Here is a 22,339-nt window from a genome sequence, read left to right on the forward strand (position 1 = left end):
GGCTATCCGGGTTTGGTGGCGATGATGGCGACCGCGATGAGCCGCTCACGGTGCTTGCGAAATGTCTGGCGCATCGACAGGACCCGCTTGCGGGCATCGGGCTTGGTGAGCACGTTCTTGGCGAACCGCAGCGCGCCGAACAAGCCTTCGTCGGCGATCACGCGCCGTGGTTGTAACAGCGCCATCGGCGCCGTCGTCACATGCTCGACCACCAGTCCGTGGCCGGTCAGAAGTTGCGACCACTCGGCAATGGTCAGCGGCCGCGCGTTGACCTTGATCGCGCGGGCAAGTGACTGCCGTACGTCGGTGCTGACGTCCTCCGCGACATCATCGGGCGTCAGGGCGAGTTCATGGATCGCATAACGGCCGCGCGGGCGCAGAACCCGGGCGGCCTCGGCGACAATGGCGTGCTTGGCGGCGTCGCCCTGCATGGTCAACATGGCCTCACCGATGACGACGTCGGCGCTGGCGTCGGCTAGGCCGGTGTCGGCCGCGTCGGTGACCCGGACTTCTGCGGGCCCGGTGCCGGGGCCGCCGAGCACGCCGCGGACCAGCTTGGCCGCATCGGGATCGCCTTCCGCGCCGACGTAAGACCGCGGCCGGCGGGCGATGATCTCGGTGGCGGTACGGCCGAGGCCGGGGGCCAATTCGAGGACATCGGCATCGGTCACATTGGCACGGGCCAGCAGGGTGCGGGTCAGCTCGACACCGCCGGGACGAAGCACGCGTTTGCCCAGCCGCGCCAGCAGCCAGTGTCCGGGCACGTTGTCGTCGGTGCGACTCGACACGGGCAGGGGCGCGTCGGAATCGCGCCGTCGACCGGGCATCATACTTCGCGCCAATGCGGGTGAAGTTTGTTGTCGCCCATGGGTTTTGGCCCTTCCGATATTTTCTACAAATAGTTTGTATAAACTCTAGCGTATGACGTACCTGATCGCAGATGGCGGGTGCCGACGCGCTGAACCGGTCCGCAGAGTGCGGGCCGACTCTCAGGAGGTGAACATCATCGCCAGCTCAGCTGAAGAACCCACTGATCGCCGTCGCGCAGTGCTTCGGGTGTTACGGGGGTCGCCCGGTGCGCAGAGCATCGTCGAGATCGCCGACCAACTGGGCGTGCATCCCAATACTGTGCGCTTCCACCTCGACAACCTGGTGGCCGCGGGTCAAATCGAGCGGGTCGAGCCGGTACATCGGGGTCCGGGTCGTCCACCGCTGATGTTCCGGGCGGTCCGGCAGATGGATCGGGGCGGACCGCGGCATTACCGGATGCTAGCCGAGATCCTGACTATCGGCCTTGCCGCCCAACGTGATTCAAATGCCAAGGCGCTGGCGGCCGGCCGCATGTGGGGCCGGACGCTGGATGCGCCGGCGCATGCCGGTAACGCCGAGGAGTCGATCCAGCACCTGGTGGGGGTGCTCGACGAGATGGGGTTCGCCCCCGAACGGGGAACGGCCGAAGGGGCGCCCACCATCGGTCTGCGCCACTGTCCATTCCTGGAACTCGCCGAAGTCCGGACCAATGTGGTGTGCCCGATCCACCTGGGACTCATGCAAGGGGCCCTGGAAACCTGGGCGGCGCCCGTGGCCGTCGAGCGGCTCGAAGCGTTCGCCGAGCCGGACCTTTGTCTGGCGCATCTGCGGCCCGCGGGGACGGTCAAATGAGCACCGCCCGAGCGATCGAGATCGCGCTGACCTTCGTCTGGCTGGGCATGGTGCTGGCCATCTCGTTCGTGGAGGCCCCGCTGAAGTTCCGGGCCCCCAACGTGACGCTACAGATCGGTCTCGGCATCGGGCGGCTGGTCTTTCGCGCGCTCAACACCATCGAGGTCGGTTTCGCGCTCGTCATCCTGGCCCTCGCAGCGTCGGGACCCACGCCGGCACGGATCTTCGTCGCACTCGCGGTGGCATTGGCCGCGCTGGCCATCCAGTTGATTGCGGTGCGTCCCAGCTTGACCAGGCGTTCGGATCAGGTGCTGGCGGGGCAGGAATCGCCCCGCTCGCGTGGCCACTATGCCTACGTCGGCCTCGAGGTGGTCAAGGTAATCGCGTTGGTGGTGGCCGGGATATTTCTGCTGTTGGGATGACGCTGCGGCTCGGTGTCGCCGACGATCGACTGGTTTGCCGCCGATAGGGTCGAGCGATACCTGCAGCACAATCATGAGAGGACGTTGCGATGGAATCCATCTCGCTGACCGCCCTGGGCTCCGAAAAGCTGGCCGAGGCCAAGCAGTCGCACAGCGGCCGCGCCGCACACACCATCCACGGTGGCCACACCCATGAACTTCGGCAGACCGTGCTGGCGCTGCTGGCCGGTCACGAGCTGTCCGAACACGACAGCCCGGGGGAGGCGACGCTGCAGGTGCTGCAAGGTCACGTGCGACTGACCGCCGGCGATGACGCCTGGGACGGCAAGGCCGGTGAATACGTCGCGATTCCGCCGCAGCGGCACGCTCTGCACGCGGTGGAGGATTCGGTGGTCATGCTGACCGTGCTGAAATCCCAGCCGGGCGCTGCCCACTAGGGGTATTCGCAGGTGCTGTCGACGCAGTGGTCGCGGGCCTTCGGCCTGCGGGTGCCGATCGTCAACGCACCGATGGGCGGGGTGGCCGGTGGCCGGCTGGCCGCCGCCGTCACCGCGGCCGGCGGTTTGGGCATGGTCGGCATGGGTAGCACCGCCACGCGCGCAGCGCTGGCCGAGCAATTGCGGTACGTCGACGGAAGATTCGGCATCGGGCTGGTCGACTGGGTGATGCGCAACGAGGCGGGGCTGTTCGAGGCTGCGCTGGCCGCCCGGCCTGCACTGCTTTCGGTCAGTTTCGGCACCGACTGGTCGTGGGTCGCCGCGGCTCATGACGCCGGAATCGTCACCGCCACCCAGGTTTACGACGCCCTGGGTGCGCGCACGGCGGCCGACGCCGGGGTCGACGTCCTGGTTGCGCGCGGGGCCGAAGGCGGCGGACACGGGAGTAACCGGCTGGGCACGCTGCCACTGCTCGACTCCGTCCTGGATGCGGTATCGGTGCCGGTGCTGGCCGGCGGCGGCGTCGCCTCGCCGCGCAGCCTGGCCGCGGTGCTGGCGGCTGGGGCCGGCGGCGCCTGGGTGGGCACCCGCCTTGCCGCGTGTCCGGAGGCCCTGACCGCAGCGGCCGGCCGTCGGGCCCTGATCGCCGCCGCCGAGACCGACACCACGGTCACCCGGGTCTTCGATGTCGCGGCCGGCCTGCCGTGGCCGGCCCGGTTCCCGTCGCGCGTGCTGGCCAATGAGTTCGCCGCACGCTGGACGGGAAGGGAAGACGCGCTGGCCGCGGATCTGTCGGCGCGCCAGGAGGTGGCGGCCTCGATCGCCGCCGACGATCTGCGGGTCGCTCCCGTCGACGCCGGTCAGGGTGTGGGGATGATCCGCGACGACGCGCCGGTCGGTGAGGTCATCGAGGCGATGTGCTCGGGCGCGCAGAATTTGCTGGCCCGTTGGAGCACTTGAGCACCACGCAACAGCGGGCCGGTCCCGGCTGCAGCCGGGTAGCGGGACCGTGCGGCGCCAGAGCATCGGCCACGCCGGTGATCAGTGCGTGGTTCATGTTGCACGCTAGCTCGGTCTGCTCCTGGGCCAGGGCGTGGAACGGGCAGTTGGCCAGTTCGATTTCGCCGTCGGCACCGCGCGGCTCGTAGCCGTATCTGCGCAGCACGCCCAGTGCCAGCACGAGCGCGGCGGCGGGGTCGTGGGGCGTGCCGGCGGTGGCGCCGATCGCCTGCCCGTATTCACGGGCCAGCTGGTTGAGTACGTCGACGACGGGTTCCCCGGTGCCCGCCGAACGGGCAATGGCCGCGGCCATCAGCCGTCCGGCCAGCTCGTACTCCCGCTGCGGAAGGCTGACCGCGATGTCGTGATCGGCTCGGCGATACAGCTTGGCCGGGCGGCCGGCGCCCGGGCCGGACCGCCCCGTCAGACGGGCATAGTCGCTGTCCAGCAGGCCCTCGGCGGTGAGCCGGTCCAGGTGGAACTTGGCCTGGTGGTGGGGGATGCCCACCGCCTCGGCCGCCTGTTCGCGGCTGACCGCGGCGGGTTGCGAACAGACGTATCGGTAGAGCTGGTGGCGCACCGGATCCGCGAGTGCTCCGATTCCTGCCGCGGCGCGCTCCAGCGGTTCGAGAGGCTGGTCGGCATCCACGTCAGCGCCCTCATTTCTAACGGAGAAAACACTTGACGCTACAGTCTACAGATTCTAACGTTCAAATTGTTATCTGTTAGAAATTGGAGGAAACCATGACCACCACACAAGCCCACCCGCCCGCGCTCGCCGACCAGTTGAAAGACCCGGCGTACTCGGCGTTTCTGTTGCTTCGCACGGTGTTCACCATCGCGCCGATCGTGTTCGGCCTGGACAAGTTCTTCAATCTGCTGACCCATCCCCACCACTGGAGCATGTATCTGGCGGGCTGGATCGACGGACTGCTGCCCGGCACCGCGGATCAGGCCATGTACCTGGTCGGGGTGATCGAGATCGTCGCCGGAATCGTGGTGGCCGTCGCGCCGCGCTTCGGCGCCTGGGTAGTGGCGGCCTGGCTGGTCGGGATCATCGTCGACCTGGTCACCGGACCCGGCTTCTACGACGTGGCGTTGCGTGACTTCGGTTTGCTGGTCGGGGCTCTCGCGCTGGCCCGCCTGGCCCAGGGCGTGCACACCGGAAGCATCGGACGCCGCTGAACCGGTCAGATCCCGTGCAGGTAGCGCTTGGCGATCATGCGCTGCGCCACCGACACGAACGGCCCACCGGCCTTGCTCCACCAGGTCGCCGGCCGGGAGAACGCCGACACCTCCGCGTACACCGCGGAGGTGGTCGGGTCCCGGCGCACGGCGAAGCGCTCCTCACCGGATTCGGGATGGCCCGGCAGCGTGCCGTAGGCCCACCCGCGCAGATGGGGTTCGTCGATCACGTACACCACGCGGCAGGGCGCGCTCAGAAAGCCCATCATCTTGACCACCACGACCGCCGACACCACTGCGATGTCCGAGCTGGCGTGTACCCGCAGCCCGGCCCCGCGCTGCATACCCCAGTGCATGACGGCGTCGGCGGCCTGCTCGAACCGCTCGTCGCCGGTCCCGATCTGGGTTGTCGCGCTCAGGTGGTCATAACCCGGGGGCAACTGGCCGGCGGCCGTCGCGCCCACCTCGGAGTAAGTCAGCGGTAGCTGCGCAAGCGCGTCAAGGTCCACCCGATCCAGCTTGCCACGGGTGAAACTCCACCCGGAGGCTCGGCGTACGGTCGGACCGGTGAGCTCACAAACCCTGGCAGCGGCATCTGGAACCTTCACCCTCGGCGGCGATCTGACCGTGCACCGACTCGGCTTCGGCGCCATGCGGCTCACCGGTAGAGGCGTCTGGGGACCTCCTGCCGATCGTGACGAATGCGTGCGGGTGCTGCGCCGCGCCGTCGAACTGGGCGTGAACTTCATCGACACCGCGGACTCGTACGGCCCCTACGTGTCCGAGGAGATCATCCGCGAAGCGCTGCATCCCTACACCGGGCTGGTCATCGCGACGAAGGCGGGACTGCTGCGCACCGGCCCGGATGTGTGGATCCCGCTGGGCAATCCGAGCTATCTGCGCCAGGAGTGCGAGATGAGTTTGCGCCGGCTCGGGGTCGACACAATCGACCTGTTCCAGCTGCACCGCATCGACGAGAACTTCCCGCTGGCCGACCAGATAGGCGAACTGGTCGCCTTGCAGAACCAGGGCAAGATCCGTCATATCGGTCTGTCCGAGATCGACGTCGACCAACTCAACGCCGCACAGCAGATCACCCCGATCGCGTCGGTGCAGAACATGTACAACCTCTCGGCGCGTGCCGCCGAGACGCTGCTGGATGCCGCCACCGGCCAGGGCATCGGCTTCATCCCGTGGTTCCCGCTGGCCGCCGGACCGCTGGCCGCACCCGACGGTCCGCTGCAGAAGATCGCCGCCGATCATCACGCGACGCCGTCGCAGCTGGCCCTGGCCTGGCTGCTGAAGCGGTCGCCGGTGATGCTGCCGATCCCGGGCACGTCCCAGGTGGCGCACCTGGAGGAGAACGTCGCCGCGGCCGAGATCACGCTGTCCGACGAGGAGTTCGAGACGCTGGCGGCCGCCGGCGCTCAATAGCTCATTAGCTCAAATACGGTGTCCTGGTGACAACAGAACGGCCCGGGCACCCGGGCGGGGGATTCAATCCGCCCGAACCGACCACCAAGGGCGGGCCCGACTACGGCAGGTTCATCGACGGGGTGCGCAGGTTGCAAGACCACGCCCGTGCCGTCGACGCGCCCGACGAGGTGATCACCGAGGCGGCCGACCTGTTGGAAAAGTTGTCGGAGCTGTTGGCGCCGTTCGACACCGACGAATGGCGATCGCCCTCGGGACGCCGGATGGACCTGCCGGTGCGCGGCAATATCCTCACCATCCCGATGTCGGCGCATAAGACCGACGACGGCCGCATCGAGGGCTCGGCCCGATTCGCCCGGTTCCATCTCGGACGCAACGGTGCCGTGCACGGCGGGGCGCTGGGGCTGCTGTTCGACTCGGTGCTCGGGCTGACGTCGTCAGTGCTCACCGGCGGGCCCTACCAGCGCACCGCCTACCTCAAGATCAATTACCGCCACATCGTGCCGATCGAAAAGGACCTGCGGATCGACGGGGGCGTCGACCGCGTGGACGGGCGCAAGATCTTCGTGTCGGGGCGGCTGCGCGACGGCGACGTCCTGCTGGCCGAAGCCGATGCCCTGTTCGTGCGCCTGCGTCCCGGCCAGCCCTAATCCATGGTGGAGCAATTGCTCCATATTTGCTAACATCGCAGCGCCACTTCGGGAATTGAGGGCCGCGCATCCGCTTAACGGTGGACAGCGATTCATCCGATCGGCCGATAGCCAGGGTGAATATTTTACTAACATACTATTGCACAGGTTGTGGATTGAAGGACCGATGGACATGAATCACAAGACGGGCGAGTCGGAGTTTCCGTCGGTGTCGATTGTCATCCCCGCCTACAACGAAGAGCGTTTCATCGGCCGATGCCTGGAATCGTGCCTTGACCAAACGTCCATCCCGGACGAGATCATCGTGGTCAACAACAAGTCGACGGACGCTACGGCTTCGATCGTGCGCTGGTATCAGTCGCAGTACCCGCACATCGACATACGGCTGCTCGATCAAAACGAGTATCAGGGCATCGCGCCGACCCGCAATTGCGGGTTCGACGCCGCGCGAAGCGAGGTCATCGGCCGCATCGACGCCGATTCCCTGCTCTCCCGGGACTGGGTTGAGACGGTTCGCCGCTGCTTTTCCGATCCGGCCATCGACGCCGCGACCGGGCCGGTCCTGTACTACGACATGCCGATGCGCGGCCTGTTCTTCCGGATCGACCACACCACCCGCACCAGGCTGCATCGCAGATCCACCGACCAGCGGTTTCTGCTCGGCGCCAACATGGCGCTGCGCGCCTGCGCCTGGTGGGCCGTCGGCGACCAGACCCTGCTGGATCTGGAAGATCAGCTGCACGAAGACATCGACCTAGCGGTCGTGTTGTTCAAGAACAATTTCGAGGTCGTCTACGAACCCACCCTGGTTGCCGGAATGTCGGGCCGGCGGGTGGAATCCTGCGCGCGTGACTTCTACCGGTATTCCACCCGGTATCTGCGCACCACCAAAGCGCACGAGGTCAAGAGCGGTACGGCGCTGATGACGATATTCATCCTGATGACGCTGTACCCGTCGATCCGCATGTTGCGCTTTTTCTACGACGTGGAGAACAACCGATTCACCTCGGCCAAACTGCGCCAGAAGCTGCGCAGGCATGGCAGACGGGCACGTGTGGTCGAAACGGCAAAGCCGGTGGCGGTTGGTGACAACCAGGAAGATGTCGTCGTAGCGCACGATCAGGCTGCCTGACGCCTGCCGTGACGCACTCGGCGCGCGGCGGCTTGGGCTGGTAGAGGTCTGCCCGGATAGCATGGTCGCGATCGTTTTGACACGATCACCCGACCTTCTACAGACATCCCAGCCTTGGAGACCACGCGATGAGCGCCCCCCCGATCCGGGTACCTGCCGGGACTACCGCGGCCGCCGCCGTCGGCGATGCGGGGTTGCCCAGGCGCGGCTCGCCGGATGCGATCGTCGTGGTGCGCGACGCCGACGGCAAGCTGCGCGACCTGAGCTGGGTCCCCGACACCGATGCCGAGGTCGTCCCGGTGCCGGCCAACACCGACGAGGGGCGCAGCGTCATCCGCCACTCGGCCGCGCACGTGTTGGCCCAAGCCGTCCAGAACCTGTTCCCGCACGCCAAACTGGGCATCGGGCCGCCCATCGCCGACGGCTTCTACTACGACTTCGACGTGGCCGAGCCGTTCACGCCCGAAGACCTGCAGGCGCTGGAAAAGCGGATGCGCCAGATCGTCAAGGACGGCCAGCTGTTCGACCGGCGCGTCTATGAGTCCAAGGACCAGGCCCGCACCGAGCTGGCCGGCGAGCCGTACAAGCTCGAGCTGGTCGACGACAAGTCCGTCGGCACCGGTGACATGGCCGAAATAATGGAGGTCGGGGGAGACGAGCTGACCGCCTACGACAATCTCAATCCCCGCACCCGCGAACGGGTCTGGGGCGATTTGTGCCGTGGCCCGCACATCCCCACCACCAAGCACATCCCGGCGTTCAAGCTGACCCGCAGCTCGGCGGCCTACTGGCGCGGCGACCAGCGCAACGCCAGCCTACAACGCATCTACGGGACCGCCTGGGAATCGCAGGAGGCCCTCGACAAGCACCTCGAACTCATCGAAGAGGCGCAGCGCCGCGACCACCGCAAACTCGGCGGCGAGCTGGACCTGTTCAGCTTTCCCGACGAAATCGGTTCCGGCCTGGCCGTTTTCCACCCCAAGGGCGGAATCATCCGGCGCGAGCTGGAGGAGTACTCGCGGCGCAAGCACGAGCGGGCGGGCTATGAGTTCGTCAACACTCCGCACATCACCAAGGAGCAGCTGTACATCACCTCGGGCCACCTGGAGTGGTATGCCGACGGCATGTTCCCGCCGATGCACATCGATGCCGAGTACAACGCGGACGGCACGGTGCGCAAACCCGGCCAGGACTACTACCTCAAGCCGATGAACTGCCCGATGCACCACCTGATCTACCGGTCCCGCGGGCGGTCCTACCGCGAACTTCCGTTGCGGCTCTTCGAGTTCGGCAGCGTGTACCGCTACGAGAAGTCCGGGGTGGTGCATGGCCTGACCCGGGTGCGCGGCATGACGCAGGACGACGCGCACATCTACTGCACCCGTGAGCAGATGCGTGACGAGTTGAGCTCGGTGCTGCGGTTCGTGCTCGACCTGCTGGCCGACTATGGGCTCAACGACTACTACCTGGAGCTGTCCACCAAGGACCCCGACAAATACGTGGGCTCCGACGAGGTGTGGGAGGAGGCCACCGAGATCCTGCGCGAGGTCGGCGAAGCCTCCGGTCTGGCGCTGGTGCCCGATCCGGGCGGCGCGGCGTTCTACGGCCCCAAGATTTCCGTGCAGGTCAAAGACGCGCTGGGGCGTAGCTGGCAGATGTCGACGCTGCAGGTCGACTTCAACATGCCGGAGCGCTTCGAGTTGGAATACACCGCCTCTGATGGTTCCCGGCAGCAGCCGGTGCTGATCCACCGTGCGCTGTTCGGGTCGATCGAGCGGTTCTTCGGCATCCTCACCGAGCACTATGCGGGAGCGTTCCCGGCCTGGCTGGCGCCGGTTCAGGTGGTCGGCATCCCGGTTGCCGATGAACACATCGACTATTTGAAAGACGTTGCTGCGCAATTGAAGTCGCATGGCGTGCGGGTCGAGGTGGACGCCAGCGACGATCGGATGGCCAAGAAGATCGTGCACCACACCAACCAGAAGGTGCCGTTCATGCTGCTGGCCGGCGACCGCGACGTGCAGGCCGGCGCGGTCAGCTTCCGGTTCGGCGACCGCACCCAGATCAACGGAGTGGCTCGCGACAATGCGGTGGCGGCCATTGTGGACTGGATCGCCGGTCGCGAAAACGCTTCTCCCACAGCAGAACTGGTGAAGGTGCCGGACCGTGAGTGAGGAGCAGAACGCGGATCGCACCGACAACACCATCTTGGACCGCGGCGTGGGCCAGCGTGACCAGCTGCAGCGGTTATGGACGCCGTACCGGATGAACTACCTTGCCGAAGCGCCGAAGAAGCGCGACGACGAAACCCCCGCGCAGCCCTTCAGCGACATCCCGCACCTGTCCGACGAAGACGGTTTGCTGGTTGCCCGCGGCGAGTTCGTCTACGCCGTGCTCAACCTGTACCCGTACAACCCCGGGCATCTGATGGTGGTGCCGTATCGGCGGATATCGGAGCTGGAGGACCTGACCGGTCCGGAGAGCACCGAGCTGATGGCCTTCATCCAGAAGGCGATTCGCGTCATCAAAAGCGTCTCGCGCCCACACGGTTTCAACGTCGGAATAAACCTGGGCACCTCAGCGGGGGGCTCGCTGGCCGAGCACCTGCACGTGCACGTGGTGCCGCGCTGGGGCGGCGACGCGAACTTCATCACCATCATCGGCGGCTCCAAGGTGATCCCGCAGTTGCTGCGCGAGACCCGCCAGCTGCTTGCCGACGAATGGGCCCAGCAATCATGAGCAAGCTGCCGTTCTTGTCCCGCGCGTTCTTCGCACGCATCACCAACCCGCTGGCCAGGGCGGCGTTGCGGGTTGGCCTTACCCCGGATGCCGTCACCGTTATCGGTACCACCGCGTCGGTAGCGGGGGCCCTGGTGCTGTTCCCGATGGGCAAGCTGTTCGCGGGCGGATGTGTGGTCTGGTTCTTCGTGCTGTTCGACATGCTCGACGGGGCGATGGCCAGGGAGCGCGGGGGAGGCACCCGGTTTGGCGCGGTGCTGGACGCCGCCTGTGATCGCATCAGCGACGGCGCGGTGTTCTGCGGGCTGTTGTGGTGGATCGCGTTCCACATGCACGACCGCCTGCTGACGGTGGCGACGCTGATCTGCCTGGTCACCTCGCAGGTGATCTCCTATATCAAGGCCCGGGCCGAGGCCAGCGGGCTGCGCGGCGACGGCGGCATGATCGAGCGCCCGGAACGGTTGATCATCGTGCTCAGCGGTGCCGGTGTCTCGGACTTCCCGTTCGTGGCGTGGCCGCCGGCGCTGCCGGTGGGGATGTGGGTGCTGGCGGTGGCCAGCGTGATCACCTGCGGGCAGCGGCTCTACACGGTTTGGACGTCACCGGGTGCGACCGATCGCGTGGTTGCCCAGAAAAAGAGCGAGCAATGATGCCCACCGCGGCCGGTCTGCGAGTGCCCGGCATGCCGCGCAAGTTGACCAGCCGCTTCACCGGTGCCGCGACAGATTGGGCGTATGCCGCCGGCTGGATGGCCGTGCGCGCCATGCCGGAGTTCGCCGCGCGCAACGCATTCGACACCGGGGCGCGCTACGCGGCCCGCCGCGGCGGGCCCGAGCAGCTGCGCAAGAACCTGGCCAGGGTCATCGGCGTGCAGCCGGCCGAGGTGCCGCAGTCGCTGATGCGTGCGTCGCTGGCGTCCTACGGCCGGTACTGGCGTGAGGCGTTCCGGCTGCCGACCATGGACCATGTGGGAATCGCCCGCCAGCTCGACCACATGATCCGCGGGCTGGAACACCTGGACGCGGCGCTGGCCGCCGGCCGCGGCGTGGTGCTGGCGTTGCCGCACAGCGGCAACTGGGACATCGCCGGGGTATGGCTGGTGCAGTCGCACGGCACCTTCACCACCGTTGCCGAACGGCTCAAGCCCGAATCGCTCTACCAGCGTTTCATCGACTACCGCGAGAGCCTCGGCTTCGAGGTGCTGCCGCTGTCGGGCGGCTCGCAACCGCCCTTCGAGGTGTTGTGTGAGCGGTTACGGGCCAACCGGGTGGTGTGCCTGATGGCCGAGCGGGACCTGACCCGCACCGGTGTCGAGGTCGATTTCTTCGCCGAGCCCACCCGGATGCCCGCCGGCCCGGCCAAGCTCGCGATCGAAACCGGGGCGGCGCTGCTGCCGACACACTGCTGGTTCGAACCCAACGGCTGGGGATTCCAGGTCGATCCGGCGCTGGACTGCAGCAGCGCCAGCGTCGCAACCGTCACCCAGGCGCTGGCCAACCGGTTCGCGGTCAACATCGCCGCTCACCCGGCCGACTGGCACATGCTGCAGCCGCAGTGGCTGGCCGATCTGTCCGACGAGCGCCGGGCCAGGCTGAACTCCAAATGAGCAAAGCCTGATGCGGATCGGGATGATCTGTCCGTACTCGTTCGACGTTCCGGGCGGGGTGCAGTCTCATGTGTTGCAGCTGGCCGAGGTGATGCGCGAGCGCGGTCACGAGGTGAGCGTGCTCGCACCGGTGTCGCCGCATGCCAGCCTGCCCGACTACGTCGTCTCCGCCGGCAAAGCCGTTCCCATTCCCTACAACGGGTCGGTGGCTCGGCTGCGGTTCGGCCCGGCGACCCACCGCAAGGTGAAAAAATGGCTTGCCGAAGGCGATTTCGACGTGCTGCACCTGCACGAGCCCAACGCGCCCAGCCTGTCGATGCTGGCCCTCAACATCGCCGAGGGCCCGATCGTGGCGACGTTTCACACCTCGACCACCAAGTCGCTGACGCTGACCGTATTCCAGGGCATCCTGCGCCCGATGCACGAGAAGATCGTCGGGCGCATCGCCGTGTCGGATCTGGCCCGTCGCTGGCAGATGGAGGCACTGGGTTCCGACGCGGTGGAGATCCCCAACGGGGTGGACGTCGATTCGTTCGCCCTGGCGTCGCGGCTGCACGGATACCCGCGGGCCGGCAAGACGGTGTTGTTCCTGGGCCGCTACGACGAGCCGCGCAAGGGAATGGCGGTGCTGCTCGGCGCGCTACCCAGGCTGGTCCAGCGCTTCGCCGATGTGGAGCTGCTGATCGTCGGCCGCGGCGACGAAGAACAGTTGCGCGGCCAGGCCGGCGAGTTGGCCGGCCACCTGCGCTTCCTCGGACAGGTGGACGACGCCGGGAAGGCATCGGCGATGCGCAGCGCCGACGTCTATTGCGCGCCCAACACCGGCGGTGAGAGTTTCGGCATCGTCCTGGTCGAGGCCATGGCCGCAGGCACCCCGGTGGTGGCCAGCGACTTGGACGCGTTCCGGCGGGTGCTGCGCGACGGTGAAGTCGGTTGCCTGGTGCCCGTCGACGACAGCGCCGCGCTTGCCCATGCGTTGATCTCGGTGCTCGACGACGAGGCAGTGCAGCAGCGCTATGTGGCGGCTGGATCCGAGGCGGTGCGCCGCTACGACTGGTCGGTAGTGGCCACCCAGATCATGCGGGTATACGAGACGGTCGCCGGCTCGGGCGCCAAAGTTCAGGTGGCCAGCTAGTGCTCTGGCTGATCGTCGTGGTCGCGGTGCTGTTGGCGCTGCTGTTGGTGTTCGGCGCCTGGGCGTATCAGACCGCCAACCGGCTGAACCGGTTGAATGTCCGCTACGACCTGTCCTGGCAGGCGCTGGACGGTGCGCTGGCCCGGCGTGCGGTGGTGGCGCGCGCCGTCGCCGTCGACGCCTACGGCGGCACGTCGAACGCCAGCACCGCGGGCCGTCGGTTGGCCGCCCTGGCCGACGCCGCCGAACGCGCCCCGCGGCACGCCCGCGAAGCATGTGAGAACGAACTTTCCGCCGCGCTGGCGACGGTTGACCCCGCGTCGCTGCCGGCGGCGCTGATCGCCGAACTGGCCGACGCCGAAGCGCGGGTGCTGCTGGCCCGCCGGTTCCACAACGACGCGGTGCGCGACACCCTGGCGCTGGGCGCGCGACCCTTGGTGCGCAGGTTTCATCTCGGTGGAACCGCCGTGTTGCCAAGCTATTTCGAGATCGCCGAGCGGCCGCACGCCTTGGCGCACACCGATCACGGGGTGCTCAACCACCGCACCTCGGCGCGGGTGGTGCTCCTCGACGACACCGGCGCGGTGTTGCTGCTGTGTGGTTCGGATCCGGCCAAGCCCGACGACAAGACGGCCAAGTGGTGGTTCACCGTGGGCGGGCAGGTGCAGCAGGGCGAACGGCTGGCCGAGGCCGCCGCCCGCGAGCTGGCCGAAGAAACCGGGCTGCAAGTCGCGCCGGCGGATCTGGTGGGGCCGGTCTGGCGGCGCGACGAGGTGTTCGAGTTCAACGGCTCGATGATCGACAGCGAAGAGTTCTATCTGGTGTACCGGACGCGGCGGTTCGAGCCGTCCATCACCGGCCGGACGGAGCTGGAACGCCGATACATCCACGGCTTCCGCTGGTGCAACCCGAAGGACATCGCCGAGCTGGTGGCCGGCGGGCAGCTGGTCTACCCGCTGCAATTGGGCGAGCTGCTGCCCGCGGCCAATCGGCTGGCGGACGCGGCGCTCGACGAGCAGACCGCCGGCGCGCCCCAGCCCATCCGCTGACGGTCAGGCCGGCCGCAGGAATGCAGGCGGCGCCAACCCCAGGTCAGCCAGGGCATCCCCGACGCCCTGCACGGCCCCCTGCTGTAGCTGGGTGGCGACGGTGATCGGGTCGAAGTGCGGGAACAGTCCCGCCGGGGTGGGCACGTCCTGGTAGCCGGTGCGGTCATAGCCCAGCTCGACGAGCACCCGCAGATCGGGCTGGACCAGGTCGGCCAGCGGATTGCCCACCAGCGGCACCGCGCGAAGCGGTTCCAGCAACGGCAGATTGTGGCTGGGAATCATCAGGTAGGTGGTCAGCGTGTCGGGCGACGAAACCGGCTGCACCACAGCCGAAGCGATCTGGGCGGGCGTGAGATCCAGGTAGCCGGAGTGCACGTAGATCATCCCCGCGAACGCGTTGGCGTCGGCGAGCAGGTTGATCGGGAACTGGGGGAAGTCGGCCTGGCCGTCGTATTGAATCGCGTAGTCCAGGGTCGGGTACACGTTGGCCGGAGTGGCTCCGAAGAACGGCAGGTCCAGCACCGGAATGTAGAGGCCGGCGAAGCGTTCCAGGAAGCCGCCGTTGGGGCGGTTGGGATTCGCGGCGAGCACGAACGACAAGTCGTCGGTACTGGGCCGCAGGTCGGCCGGCAGGCTCATCAGATGGCGCATTTCCAGGGTGGCCACCGACGAACTCTGGGAGTAGCCGAACACCAGGGTGCGGTTGCCGAGTTGAGCCATGATCGCGTCGTCCAGGGCGCGGGCGCTCTGCGTGATGGACTGGCCGAAGGTCAGGCTGGTCAGACCCGTCAGCGGCCAGTACTGCTCCGGTGTGTACAAGCCTTGGGTTGTGAAGCCGGGGTGGTAGGGGGCGATGAACAACTGGTCGACGAGCGCGGCATAGCTGGCCGTCGGCGACATGAAGGCGGTCCCCATGGCGAACGCCGTGCCTTGTCCAGTCACCGACGCCGTGATGGGGCCCAGACTGCCCGCGGCGGACGGGTTAAGGCCGCTGAACGCGGCCGCGGGCACGTTGTGCAGCAGCTGCTGCCACGGCGTCAACTCGGTGACCAGCGTCGACACGTTGGTGTAATAGCCGGCCATGGCGGCCACGTCCTGGGCCCACATCTGCTCGTATTCGGCCTCGGCGGCCGCGATCGCCGGGGCGTTGATGCCCAGCAGATTCGAGCTGATCAGTGACCACAGCCCGGTGCGGTTGGCGCTGACCATCGCCGGGTGCACCGTGGCCACCAGCGCTGTCTCGAATGCGCCGGCCGCGGTGCGGGCCTGGGCGGATGTGTGCAGGGCATGCTCGGCCGCCACCCGCAACCACGCCAGATACGGCGCGGCCGCGGCCGTCATCGCCGCCGACGCGGGGCCCTGCCACGATGCGCCGACCAGGCCGGAGGTGATCGACTCGAACGAGGCCGCGGAGGTCTGCAGGTCAGCGGCCAGCCCGTCCCAGGCCGCCGCGGCCGTCAGCATGGGTTCCGGACCGGCGCCGGCATACAGGCGCGCGGAGTTGATCTCCGGCGGCAAGATGGTGAACTTCATGGTTCGTTCTTTTCAGCGTCTTGCTCAGCTGCATGCGGCTGCCGTCACGACATGCGTGGCTGAGTGATAACCAACGAAAAATTCAGGTCCTCCCCGACAAGGACCGTGGCAGAGCGCCGGGATGACCTTATGACATGGCGGACGTATTAGAAGGAGGTTCGAAAAAATTCGTTGGATTCCGTCGGTGCCGTCAATGCCGTTGGCGCAGAAGGGGGTTGCTGGGCGAGCGGTTCAACGTGCATAGTGGCACGACTCGGTTGTTGCTGACCATTAGACTGATGCGGCGTCGAACGGGAGAAGAAGCCAGTGAATACCTCAAATCAGCCCCAGCACGTTTCCGGCCAGACCGGCACCGCGCGGGTCAAGCGCGGCATGGCCGAAATGCTCAAAGGCGGCGTCATCATGGACGTCGTCACCCCGGAGCAGGCCCGTATCGCCGAAGGCGCGGGTGCGGTGGCGGTGATGGCGCTGGAACGGGTGCCCGCCGATATCCGCGCCCAGGGCGGCGTCTCGCGGATGAGCGACCCCGACATGATCGAGGGCATCATCTCCGCGGTCACCATCCCGGTGATGGCGAAAGCCCGCATCGGTCACTTCGTCGAGGCGCAGATCCTGCAGAGCCTCGGCGTGGACTACATCGACGAGTCCGAGGTGCTGACGCCGGCCGACTACAGCCATCACATCGACAAGTGGAAGTTCACCGTGCCCTTCGTCTGCGGGGCCACCAATCTCGGTGAGGCGCTGCGTCGTATCAACGAAGGCGCGGCCATGATCCGGTCCAAGGGCGAGGCCGGCACCGGCGACGTCTCCAACGCGACCACTCACATGCGGGCCATCGGCGGCGAGATCCGCCGGCTGACGTCGCTGTCCGAAGACGAATTGTTCGTTGCCGCAAAGGAATTGCAGGCGCCCTACGACCTGGTCGTCGAGGTGGCGCGGGCCGGCAAGCTGCCGGTCACCATGTTCACCGCCGGTGGCATCGCCACGCCCGCCGACGCCGCGATGATGATGCAGCTGGGCGCCGAGGGCGTGTTCGTCGGATCGGGCATCTTCAAGTCCGGGGATCCCGCCCAGCGTGCGGCGGCGATCGTCAAGGCCACCACCTTCTACGACGACCCGGACGTGCTGGCCAAGGTCTCGCGCGGGCTGGGCGAGGCGATGGTGGGCATCAACGTGGACGAGATCGCGCAGCCGCATCGACTGGCCCAACGCGGCTGGTAAACCGAAGGCTATAGGTGGCGATCGAAGAGATCCTTGACCTAGAACAACTCGAGGTCAACATCTACCGCGGCAGCGTCTTCAGCCCGGAATCAGGTTTCCTGCAGCGCACCTTCGGCGGCCACGTGGCCGGACAGTCGCTGGTGTCGGCGGTGCGCACCGTTGACCCGCGCTACCAGGTGCACTCGCTGCACGGTTACTTCCTGCGGCCCGGAGATGCGCTGGCGCGCACGGTTTTCCTCGTCGAACGCACCAGGGACGGCGGATCGTTCGCCACCAGGCGGGTCAACGCCATTCAGCACGGCGAGATCATTTTCAGCATGGGGGCGTCCTTCCAGACCGAGCAGGACGGCATCGGCCATCAAGACCCCATGCCGGCCGCGCCGCCACCGGACGGGCTGCCCGGGCTGAACTCGATCAAGGTGTTCGACGACGCGGGGTTCAAGCAGTTCGAGGAGTGGGACGTCTGCATCGTGCCGCGCGAGCGCCTGCAACTCTCGCCCGGCAAAGCCGCACAGCAGCAGGTGTGGTTTCGCCACCGTGATCCGCTGCCCGACGACCAGGTCCTGCACATCTGCGCGCTCGCCTACATGAGCGACCTGACACTGCTGGGCTCGGCGCAAGTCACCCACCTCGACGTCCGGGAGCATCTGCAGGTCGCATCGCTGGACCACGCGATGTGGTTCATGCGGTCGTTCCGGGCCGACGAATGGCTGCTCTACGACCAGTCCTCGCCGTCGGCCGGCGGTGGCCGCGCGCTTACCCAGGGCAAGATCTTCACCCAGCGTGGCGAGATGGCTGCGGCGGTAATGCAGGAGGGGCTGACCCGCTATAAGCGCGGATACCAGCCGTGACGCCGAAGATCGGGGTGCTGGCCCTGCAGGGCGACACCCGTGAGCACCTGGCCGCGCTGGGCGAATGTGGAGCCGAGCCGATGACGGTGCGCCGCCGCGAGGAACTCGACGCGGTGGATGGGCTGGTGTTACCCGGCGGCGAATCCACCACCGTGAGCCACCTGCTATCGGCCCTGGATCTGCTGGAACCGCTGCGCGCGCGGCTGGCGGACGGACTTGCGGCCTACGGGTCGTGCGCGGGCATGATCCTGCTGGCCAGCGAGATCCTGGACGCCGGGGTGAACGGGCGCCAGGCGCTGCCCTTGAGTGGAATCGATATGACCGTGCGGCGCAACGCTTTTGGACGTCAGGTCGACTCCTTTGAGGGCGACCTGCCGTTCGCGGGGTTTGACCGGCCGGTGCGTGCGGTGTTCATCCGGGCGCCGTGGGTGGAGCGGGCGGGCGACGGTGTCGAGGTGCTGGCCCGCGCTGACGGTCACATTGTCGCGGTGCGCCAGGGTCGTGTGCTGGCGACGGCCTTTCACCCCGAAGTGACCGGCGACCGTCGCATACACCAGATGTTCGTCGACATGGTCCGCGGCAACGCCTGAGCCGACGAGTGTGGGCCGCCCACGTAGACTCGTCAGGCGAACTTGTCCAGTGAAAGAAGGTAAGGCACAGCGATGAGCGGCCATTCCAAGTGGGCGACCACCAAGCACCAGAAGGCCGTCAAAGACGCCCGCCGTGGCAAGGAGTTCGCCCGGCTGATCAAGAACATCGAGGTCGCGGCGCGTACCGGCGGCGGTGACCCGGCCGGTAACCCCACGCTCTACGACGCCATCCAGAAGGCGAAGAAGACCTCGGTGCCCAACGACAACATCGAGCGTGCTCGCAAGCGCGGCGCCGGTGAGGAAGCCGGCGGCGCCGACTACCAGACGATCATGTACGAGGGCTACGGGCCCAACGGGGTCGCGGTGCTGGTCGAGTGCCTGACCGACAACCGCAACCGGGCCGCCAGCGAAGTGCGGGTGGCGATGACCCGCAACGGCGGCGCCATGGCCGATCCGGGATCGGTGGCCTACCTGTTCTCCCGCAAGGGTGTGGTCACGCTGGACAAGAACGAGCTGACCGAGGACGACGTGCTGATGGCCGTGCTCGAAGCCGGTGCCGAAGACGTCAACGACCTGGGTGACAGCTTCGAGGTGCTCTCCGAGCCGGGCGATCTGGTCGCGGTGCGCACCGCCTTGCAAGAAGCCGGCATCGACTACGAGTCGGCCGAGGCGGGATTCCAGCCGTCGGTCAGCGTTCCGGTCGACGTCGATGCCGCCCGCAAGGTGTTCAAGCTCGTCGATGCGCTCGAGGACAGCGACGACGTGCAGAACGTCTGGACCAATGTCGACCTCTCCGACGAGGTGCTGGCCGCCCTCGACGAGGATTAGGCCTGGCGGATTCAATAGCTGTTCAATATCTCGCCACTAGCTTTTGCACCGATGAAATCTGCCGTGTGCAGCTGCGTTGGTGAGGTGTGCGATGTCGTTTGTAAGCGTGTCTGCGGAGTTGGTTGCCTCGGCGGCCGCGGAGTTGGCGAATGTCGGTTCGGCGGTGGGTGCGGCTAGCGCCGCCGCGGCCGAACCGACGACACAGATTGTGGTCGCGGGCGCCGACGAGGTGTCGGCGGCGATCGCCGAACTGTTCGGTAGTCACGGCCGGCAGTATCAGGAGATCACCGCCCAGGCCGCGGCTTTTCAGGAGCGGTTCGTGCAGGCGCTGTCCGGCGGCGCGGCTCTCTACGGCAGTGCCGAGTCGCTCAATGTTGAGCAGCTGCTGCTTGGCCTGATCAACGCGCCCACTCAGCTGCTGCTCGGTAGGCCGCTGATCGGTAACGGTGCCGATGCCACGGCGGCCGGAGCTACCGGTGGGGCCGGCGGCCTGCTGTGGGGCAATGGCGGTGCAGGCGGCGCGGGTGCACCGGGCCACGCCGGCGGCCGGGGCGGCGACGCGGGACTGATCGGCGCCGGCGGAGTCGGCGGTGCCGGCGCAGCCGGCGCGGTTGGCGGTGTGGGCGGTACGGGTGGCTGGTTGTGGGGTAACGGCGGTGCCGGCGGCGTGGGCGGGGTCGGCGGCGGGACCGGTGGCGTGGGCGGTAGCGCCCGCTGGTTCGGCGATGGCGGGATCGGCGGTGCCGGCGGAATAGGCGCGACGGGTCCGACCGGCCCGACCGGCGGTGGCGGCGGCCCCGGCGGGGACGGCGGCACCGGCGGGACCGGCGGCATCGGCGGGACGCTGTGGGGCAACGGCGGGGCCGGCGGCACCGGGGGTGCCGGCGGTGCCGGCGGAGCCGGGGGCTTGGGAGCGACGGGACCGGTCGGCGGTGTGGCCGGTACCGGTGGCGACGGCTCGATCGGCGGTAACGGCGGCGTCGGCGGCGTCGGCGGCGCGGCCGCCGGCATGTTCGGCGGCCACCAAGGTGCCGGTGGTGCCGGCGGAAACGGCGGCACCGGCGGGCTCGGTGGCGACGGCGGGGTCGGTGCCGTCGGCGACTGGGACGTCAACAACGGCCTCGGCGGCACCGGCGGACACGGCGGTAATCCCGGGACCGGTGGCCTGGGCGGAGCCGGCGGCGCCGGCTTCACGACGGGTGCGACCGGTGCGGCCGGCGCGGCCCCCACCGGCGGTGGCAATGGCGGCGCCGGCGGGATGGGTGCGGCCGGCGACTGGGATCACAACGGCGGCGTCGGCGGGACCGGCGGGCACGGCGGCGACGGCGGGGTGATCGGCAACGGCGGCGCCGGCGGGGCCGGCGGCCAGGGTGCCACCGGCACGACCGGCGCCGCGGGTGCGGGCGAAGGCGACAACGGCGGCACCGGTGACCAAGGTGGCAAAGGCGGAAACGGCGGCGTCGGTGGCAACGGCGGAACGAATGCCGGCGACGGCGGCATGGGCGGAGCCGGCGGTGTCGGTGGCACTGGCGGCGACGGTGGCAGCGGCGTCAATGGAGCTATCGGCTTCGACGGTGGCGTCGACGCCGAAGACCACCTCTTCGCTCCTGGCAACGGTGGCAACGGCAGCGACGGCGGCACCGGCGGCACCGGTGGGATCGGTGGTGACGGCGGCGCCGGTGGATCCGCGACGGCGCCGACCGGCCACGCGGGTGCTCAGGGTGCCGGCGGTGTCGGCGGGACCGGCGGCAGCGGCGGCAAACCCGGCGATGGCGGGGCGGGTGGCGGCGGCCAGATCTCGTCGGACGTGCATATCAGAAATGGTGGCGACGGCGGAAACGGCGGAACTGCCGGTGCGGCCGGCGGCGGCGGGGTTGGCGGGAGCGGGTCTACCAGCGGCGCCCTCGGCGCAACCGGCACCACCAGATACGCGGGCGGCCAGGGCGGCGACGGCGGCGACGGAGCAGCAGGATTCAACGAGGTCGGCGGCGACGGCGGCACCGGCGGTATGGGCGGACAGGGCGGCACCGGATTGACCGGTTCGGCCGGTGGCGCGGGCGGCGCCGGCGGCGGCGGTGGCATGGGATTGGTCGGCGCCGTTAACGGATCGGGTGGAAACGGCGGCGTCGGCGGCATCGGCGGGATCGGCGGGACGAGTATCACCGGACCCGGCGGCACCGGCGGGAGCGGCGGCGCCGGAGGTGGGGGCGGCGACGTCGGAAACGGTGACGCCGGCGGCAGCGGTGGCCTCGGCGGCGCCGGTGGCGCGGGCGGCACCAGCATGAACGGACCCGGCGGCACCGGCGGCACCGGCGGGGCCGGTGGCGGTGGCGGGATCGGCAATATCAACGAAGCCAACCCCGATCAGCCGGGCAGCAGCGGTGGTGCGGGCGGCGGCGGCGGTGACGGCGGCACCGGTGGCAGCGGCTCTGCCGGCCAGGCTGCAGGCAGCGGCGGCACCGGCGGGACCGGCGGCGCCGGTGGTTACGGACCGACCGGCCAGCCGGGCGTCGGCGGCATTGGCGGTAATGGTGGCACCGGCGGCACAGGTATCGGCGGTGGCGCGGCCGGGGCCGGCGGCACCGGCGGTGCCGGCGGCGCGGGCGGCGACGGCGGCCTGTTAGCCAGCCCCGGCGGTGCGGGCGGTAGCGGCGGCTCGGGCGGCACGGCCGGCGGCGATGCCGTCGGCGGCGCTGGCGGCCCGGGCGGCAGCGGGGGCACCGGTGGCACCGCAAACACGACAACAGGAGCTGCTGGCGGCCCCGGTCAGCCCGGCAGCAGTGGCGGCGCCGGCGTCGGTGGCGGTGGTGGTGCAGGCGGCGGCGGGGGCGCCGGCGGTCAATTACCCCAGATTTAGCGAGGGGCG

At 68.4% G+C, this 22,339-nt stretch carries 23 protein-coding genes; 19 read left to right on the plus strand and 4 right to left on the minus strand.

Annotated features, from left to right (window positions below; translation table 11 throughout):
• Positions 1-2: 2 nt before the first annotated feature.
• Complete coding sequence (locus tag BST12_RS20990) at positions 3-827, minus strand: class I SAM-dependent methyltransferase (RefSeq protein WP_083115106.1); 825 nt, start codon at positions 825-827, stop codon at positions 3-5.
• A gap of 94 nt (positions 828-921) precedes the next feature.
• Here BST12_RS20990 and BST12_RS20995 point away from each other — a divergent pair, with 94 nt between their 5' ends.
• The 4 genes from BST12_RS20995 to BST12_RS21010 all read left to right on the plus strand — a co-directional run bounded on the left by BST12_RS20995 (position 922) and on the right by BST12_RS21010 (position 3,481).
• Entirely contained in the window at positions 922-1,662 is a 741-nt protein-coding gene (locus BST12_RS20995) for a helix-turn-helix transcriptional regulator (protein ID WP_083115054.1), read from the plus strand.
• Positions 1,659-2,084 carry a hypothetical protein gene (locus BST12_RS21000; protein WP_083115056.1) on the plus strand — a complete coding sequence of 142 codons (426 nt, stop codon included), beginning with the start codon at positions 1,659-1,661 and terminating at the stop codon, positions 2,082-2,084. Before BST12_RS20995 ends, BST12_RS21000 begins: the two co-directional genes overlap by 4 nt.
• An 89-nt stretch (positions 2,085-2,173) precedes the next feature.
• Positions 2,174-2,521: a cupin domain-containing protein gene (locus BST12_RS21005; RefSeq protein WP_083115058.1), complete on the plus strand. Its 348-nt coding sequence runs from the start codon at positions 2,174-2,176 to the stop codon at positions 2,519-2,521.
• 12 nt (positions 2,522-2,533) lie between these two features.
• Complete coding sequence (locus BST12_RS21010) at positions 2,534-3,481, plus strand: NAD(P)H-dependent flavin oxidoreductase (RefSeq protein WP_083115059.1); 948 nt, start codon at positions 2,534-2,536, stop codon at positions 3,479-3,481.
• Here the strand turns inward: BST12_RS21010 and BST12_RS21015 are convergent.
• Positions 3,426-4,169 carry a helix-turn-helix transcriptional regulator gene (locus tag BST12_RS21015; RefSeq protein ID WP_245850465.1) on the minus strand — a complete coding sequence of 248 codons (744 nt, stop codon included), beginning with the start codon at positions 4,167-4,169 and terminating at the stop codon, positions 3,426-3,428. The two genes, BST12_RS21010 and BST12_RS21015, sit on opposite strands and share 56 nt — an antisense overlap.
• Before the next feature lie 95 nt (positions 4,170-4,264).
• On the opposite strand from BST12_RS21015, the gene BST12_RS21020 reads away from it, so the two are divergent.
• Positions 4,265-4,705, plus strand: a complete 441-nt coding sequence (locus BST12_RS21020; RefSeq protein WP_083115061.1) for an Rv2617c family stress response/phage resistance protein — start codon at positions 4,265-4,267, stop codon at positions 4,703-4,705.
• A 5-nt stretch (positions 4,706-4,710) separates the two neighbouring features.
• Here the strand turns inward: BST12_RS21020 and BST12_RS21025 are convergent, their stop codons facing one another.
• Entirely contained in the window at positions 4,711-5,214 is a 504-nt protein-coding gene (locus BST12_RS21025) for a DUF1990 domain-containing protein (protein WP_083115063.1), read from the minus strand.
• A 73-nt stretch (positions 5,215-5,287) separates the two neighbouring features.
• Between BST12_RS21025 and BST12_RS21030 the strand changes: the two genes are divergently transcribed.
• The 9 genes from BST12_RS21030 (at position 5,288) to BST12_RS21070 (ending at position 14,450) form a co-directional block, all read left to right on the plus strand.
• On the plus strand, positions 5,288-6,139 hold the full coding sequence (locus tag BST12_RS21030) for an aldo/keto reductase (RefSeq protein WP_083115110.1): 852 nt from the start codon (positions 5,288-5,290) through the stop codon (positions 6,137-6,139).
• A 26-nt stretch (positions 6,140-6,165) separates the two neighbouring features.
• A complete protein-coding gene (locus tag BST12_RS21035; protein WP_083115065.1) occupies positions 6,166-6,789 on the plus strand; it encodes a PaaI family thioesterase in 624 nt (207 codons plus the stop codon).
• 172 nt (positions 6,790-6,961) lie between these two features.
• Positions 6,962-7,921, plus strand: coding sequence for a glycosyltransferase family 2 protein (locus BST12_RS21040; protein WP_170062172.1), 960 nt, complete (start codon positions 6,962-6,964; stop codon positions 7,919-7,921).
• A gap of 128 nt (positions 7,922-8,049) precedes the next feature.
• The gene (thrS, locus tag BST12_RS21045; protein WP_083115068.1) at positions 8,050-10,095 is read left to right on the plus strand and encodes a threonine--tRNA ligase; all 2,046 of its coding nucleotides are present in this window, start codon (positions 8,050-8,052) and stop codon (positions 10,093-10,095) included.
• Positions 10,088-10,660: an ATP adenylyltransferase gene (locus tag BST12_RS21050; protein ID WP_083115070.1), complete on the plus strand. Its 573-nt coding sequence runs from the start codon at positions 10,088-10,090 to the stop codon at positions 10,658-10,660. The genes thrS and BST12_RS21050 overlap by 8 nt, the downstream gene beginning before the upstream one ends.
• On the plus strand, positions 10,657-11,310 hold the full coding sequence (gene pgsA / locus BST12_RS21055) for a phosphatidylinositol phosphate synthase (protein WP_083115071.1): 654 nt from the start codon (positions 10,657-10,659) through the stop codon (positions 11,308-11,310). Before BST12_RS21050 ends, pgsA begins: the two co-directional genes overlap by 4 nt.
• Before the next feature lie 32 nt (positions 11,311-11,342).
• Complete coding sequence (locus BST12_RS21060) at positions 11,343-12,266, plus strand: phosphatidylinositol mannoside acyltransferase (RefSeq protein ID WP_372510944.1); 924 nt, start codon at positions 11,343-11,345, stop codon at positions 12,264-12,266.
• A gap of 10 nt (positions 12,267-12,276) precedes the next feature.
• Positions 12,277-13,401, plus strand: coding sequence for a glycosyltransferase family 4 protein (locus BST12_RS21065; RefSeq protein WP_083115075.1), 1,125 nt, complete (start codon positions 12,277-12,279; stop codon positions 13,399-13,401).
• Complete coding sequence (locus BST12_RS21070) at positions 13,401-14,450, plus strand: NUDIX hydrolase (RefSeq protein WP_083115076.1); 1,050 nt, start codon at positions 13,401-13,403, stop codon at positions 14,448-14,450. The genes BST12_RS21065 and BST12_RS21070 overlap by 1 nt, the downstream gene beginning before the upstream one ends.
• A gap of 3 nt (positions 14,451-14,453) precedes the next feature.
• Here the strand turns inward: BST12_RS21070 and BST12_RS21075 are convergent, their stop codons facing one another.
• Positions 14,454-15,983: a PPE family protein gene (locus BST12_RS21075; protein ID WP_083115078.1), complete on the minus strand. Its 1,530-nt coding sequence runs from the start codon at positions 15,981-15,983 to the stop codon at positions 14,454-14,456.
• Positions 15,984-16,289: 306 nt separating this feature from the next.
• Here BST12_RS21075 and pdxS point away from each other — a divergent pair, with 306 nt between their 5' ends.
• The 5 genes from pdxS (at position 16,290) to BST12_RS34320 (ending at position 22,330) form a co-directional block, all read left to right on the plus strand.
• A complete protein-coding gene (pdxS, locus tag BST12_RS21080; RefSeq protein WP_083115080.1) occupies positions 16,290-17,204 on the plus strand; it encodes a pyridoxal 5'-phosphate synthase lyase subunit PdxS in 915 nt (304 codons plus the stop codon).
• 14 nt (positions 17,205-17,218) lie between these two features.
• Positions 17,219-18,055 (plus strand): acyl-CoA thioesterase II, encoded by an 837-nt coding sequence (gene tesB, locus BST12_RS21085; protein ID WP_083115081.1) that lies wholly within the window; start codon positions 17,219-17,221, stop codon positions 18,053-18,055.
• Positions 18,052-18,645, plus strand: a complete 594-nt coding sequence (gene pdxT / locus BST12_RS21090) for a pyridoxal 5'-phosphate synthase glutaminase subunit PdxT (protein WP_211281321.1) — start codon at positions 18,052-18,054, stop codon at positions 18,643-18,645. The genes tesB and pdxT overlap by 4 nt, the downstream gene beginning before the upstream one ends.
• 72 nt (positions 18,646-18,717) lie before the next feature.
• Complete coding sequence (locus BST12_RS21095) at positions 18,718-19,473, plus strand: YebC/PmpR family DNA-binding transcriptional regulator (protein WP_083115083.1); 756 nt, start codon at positions 18,718-18,720, stop codon at positions 19,471-19,473.
• 91 nt (positions 19,474-19,564) lie between these two features.
• Positions 19,565-22,330 (plus strand): PE family protein, encoded by a 2,766-nt coding sequence (locus BST12_RS34320; RefSeq protein ID WP_083115084.1) that lies wholly within the window; start codon positions 19,565-19,567, stop codon positions 22,328-22,330.
• The last annotated feature ends 9 nt before the right edge of the window (positions 22,331-22,339 follow it).

Origin of the sequence: Mycobacterium angelicum (assembly GCF_002086155.1) — a bacterium.
In the GTDB taxonomy this organism is placed as follows: Bacteria; Actinomycetota; Actinomycetes; order Mycobacteriales; family Mycobacteriaceae; genus Mycobacterium; species Mycobacterium angelicum.

Bases quoted from the DNA above. Each gene is read 5' to 3' on its own strand.
- BST12_RS21005 (WP_083115058.1), top strand. From the start codon at position 2,174: ATGGAATCCATCTCGCTGACCGCCCTGGGCTCCGAAAAGCTGGCCGAG.
- BST12_RS21020 (WP_083115061.1), top strand. From the start codon at position 4,265: ATGACCACCACACAAGCCCACCCGCCCGCGCTCGCCGACCAGTTGAAA.
- BST12_RS21040 (WP_170062172.1), top strand. From the start codon at position 6,962: ATGAATCACAAGACGGGCGAGTCGGAGTTTCCGTCGGTGTCGATTGTC.
- BST12_RS20990 (WP_083115106.1), bottom strand. From the start codon at position 827: ATGCCCGGTCGACGGCGCGATTCCGACGCGCCCCTGCCCGTGTCGAGT.
- BST12_RS21095 (WP_083115083.1), top strand. From the start codon at position 18,718: ATGAGCGGCCATTCCAAGTGGGCGACCACCAAGCACCAGAAGGCCGTC.
- BST12_RS21000 (WP_083115056.1), top strand. From the start codon at position 1,659: ATGAGCACCGCCCGAGCGATCGAGATCGCGCTGACCTTCGTCTGGCTG.
- pgsA (WP_083115071.1), top strand. From the start codon at position 10,657: ATGAGCAAGCTGCCGTTCTTGTCCCGCGCGTTCTTCGCACGCATCACC.
- thrS (WP_083115068.1), top strand. From the start codon at position 8,050: ATGAGCGCCCCCCCGATCCGGGTACCTGCCGGGACTACCGCGGCCGCC.
- BST12_RS21065 (WP_083115075.1), top strand. From the start codon at position 12,277: ATGCGGATCGGGATGATCTGTCCGTACTCGTTCGACGTTCCGGGCGGG.
- BST12_RS21075 (WP_083115078.1), bottom strand. From the start codon at position 15,983: ATGAAGTTCACCATCTTGCCGCCGGAGATCAACTCCGCGCGCCTGTAT.
- BST12_RS34320 (WP_083115084.1), top strand. From the start codon at position 19,565: ATGTCGTTTGTAAGCGTGTCTGCGGAGTTGGTTGCCTCGGCGGCCGCG.
- BST12_RS20995 (WP_083115054.1), top strand. From the start codon at position 922: ATGACGTACCTGATCGCAGATGGCGGGTGCCGACGCGCTGAACCGGTC.
- BST12_RS21060 (WP_372510944.1), top strand. From the start codon at position 11,343: ATGCCGCGCAAGTTGACCAGCCGCTTCACCGGTGCCGCGACAGATTGG.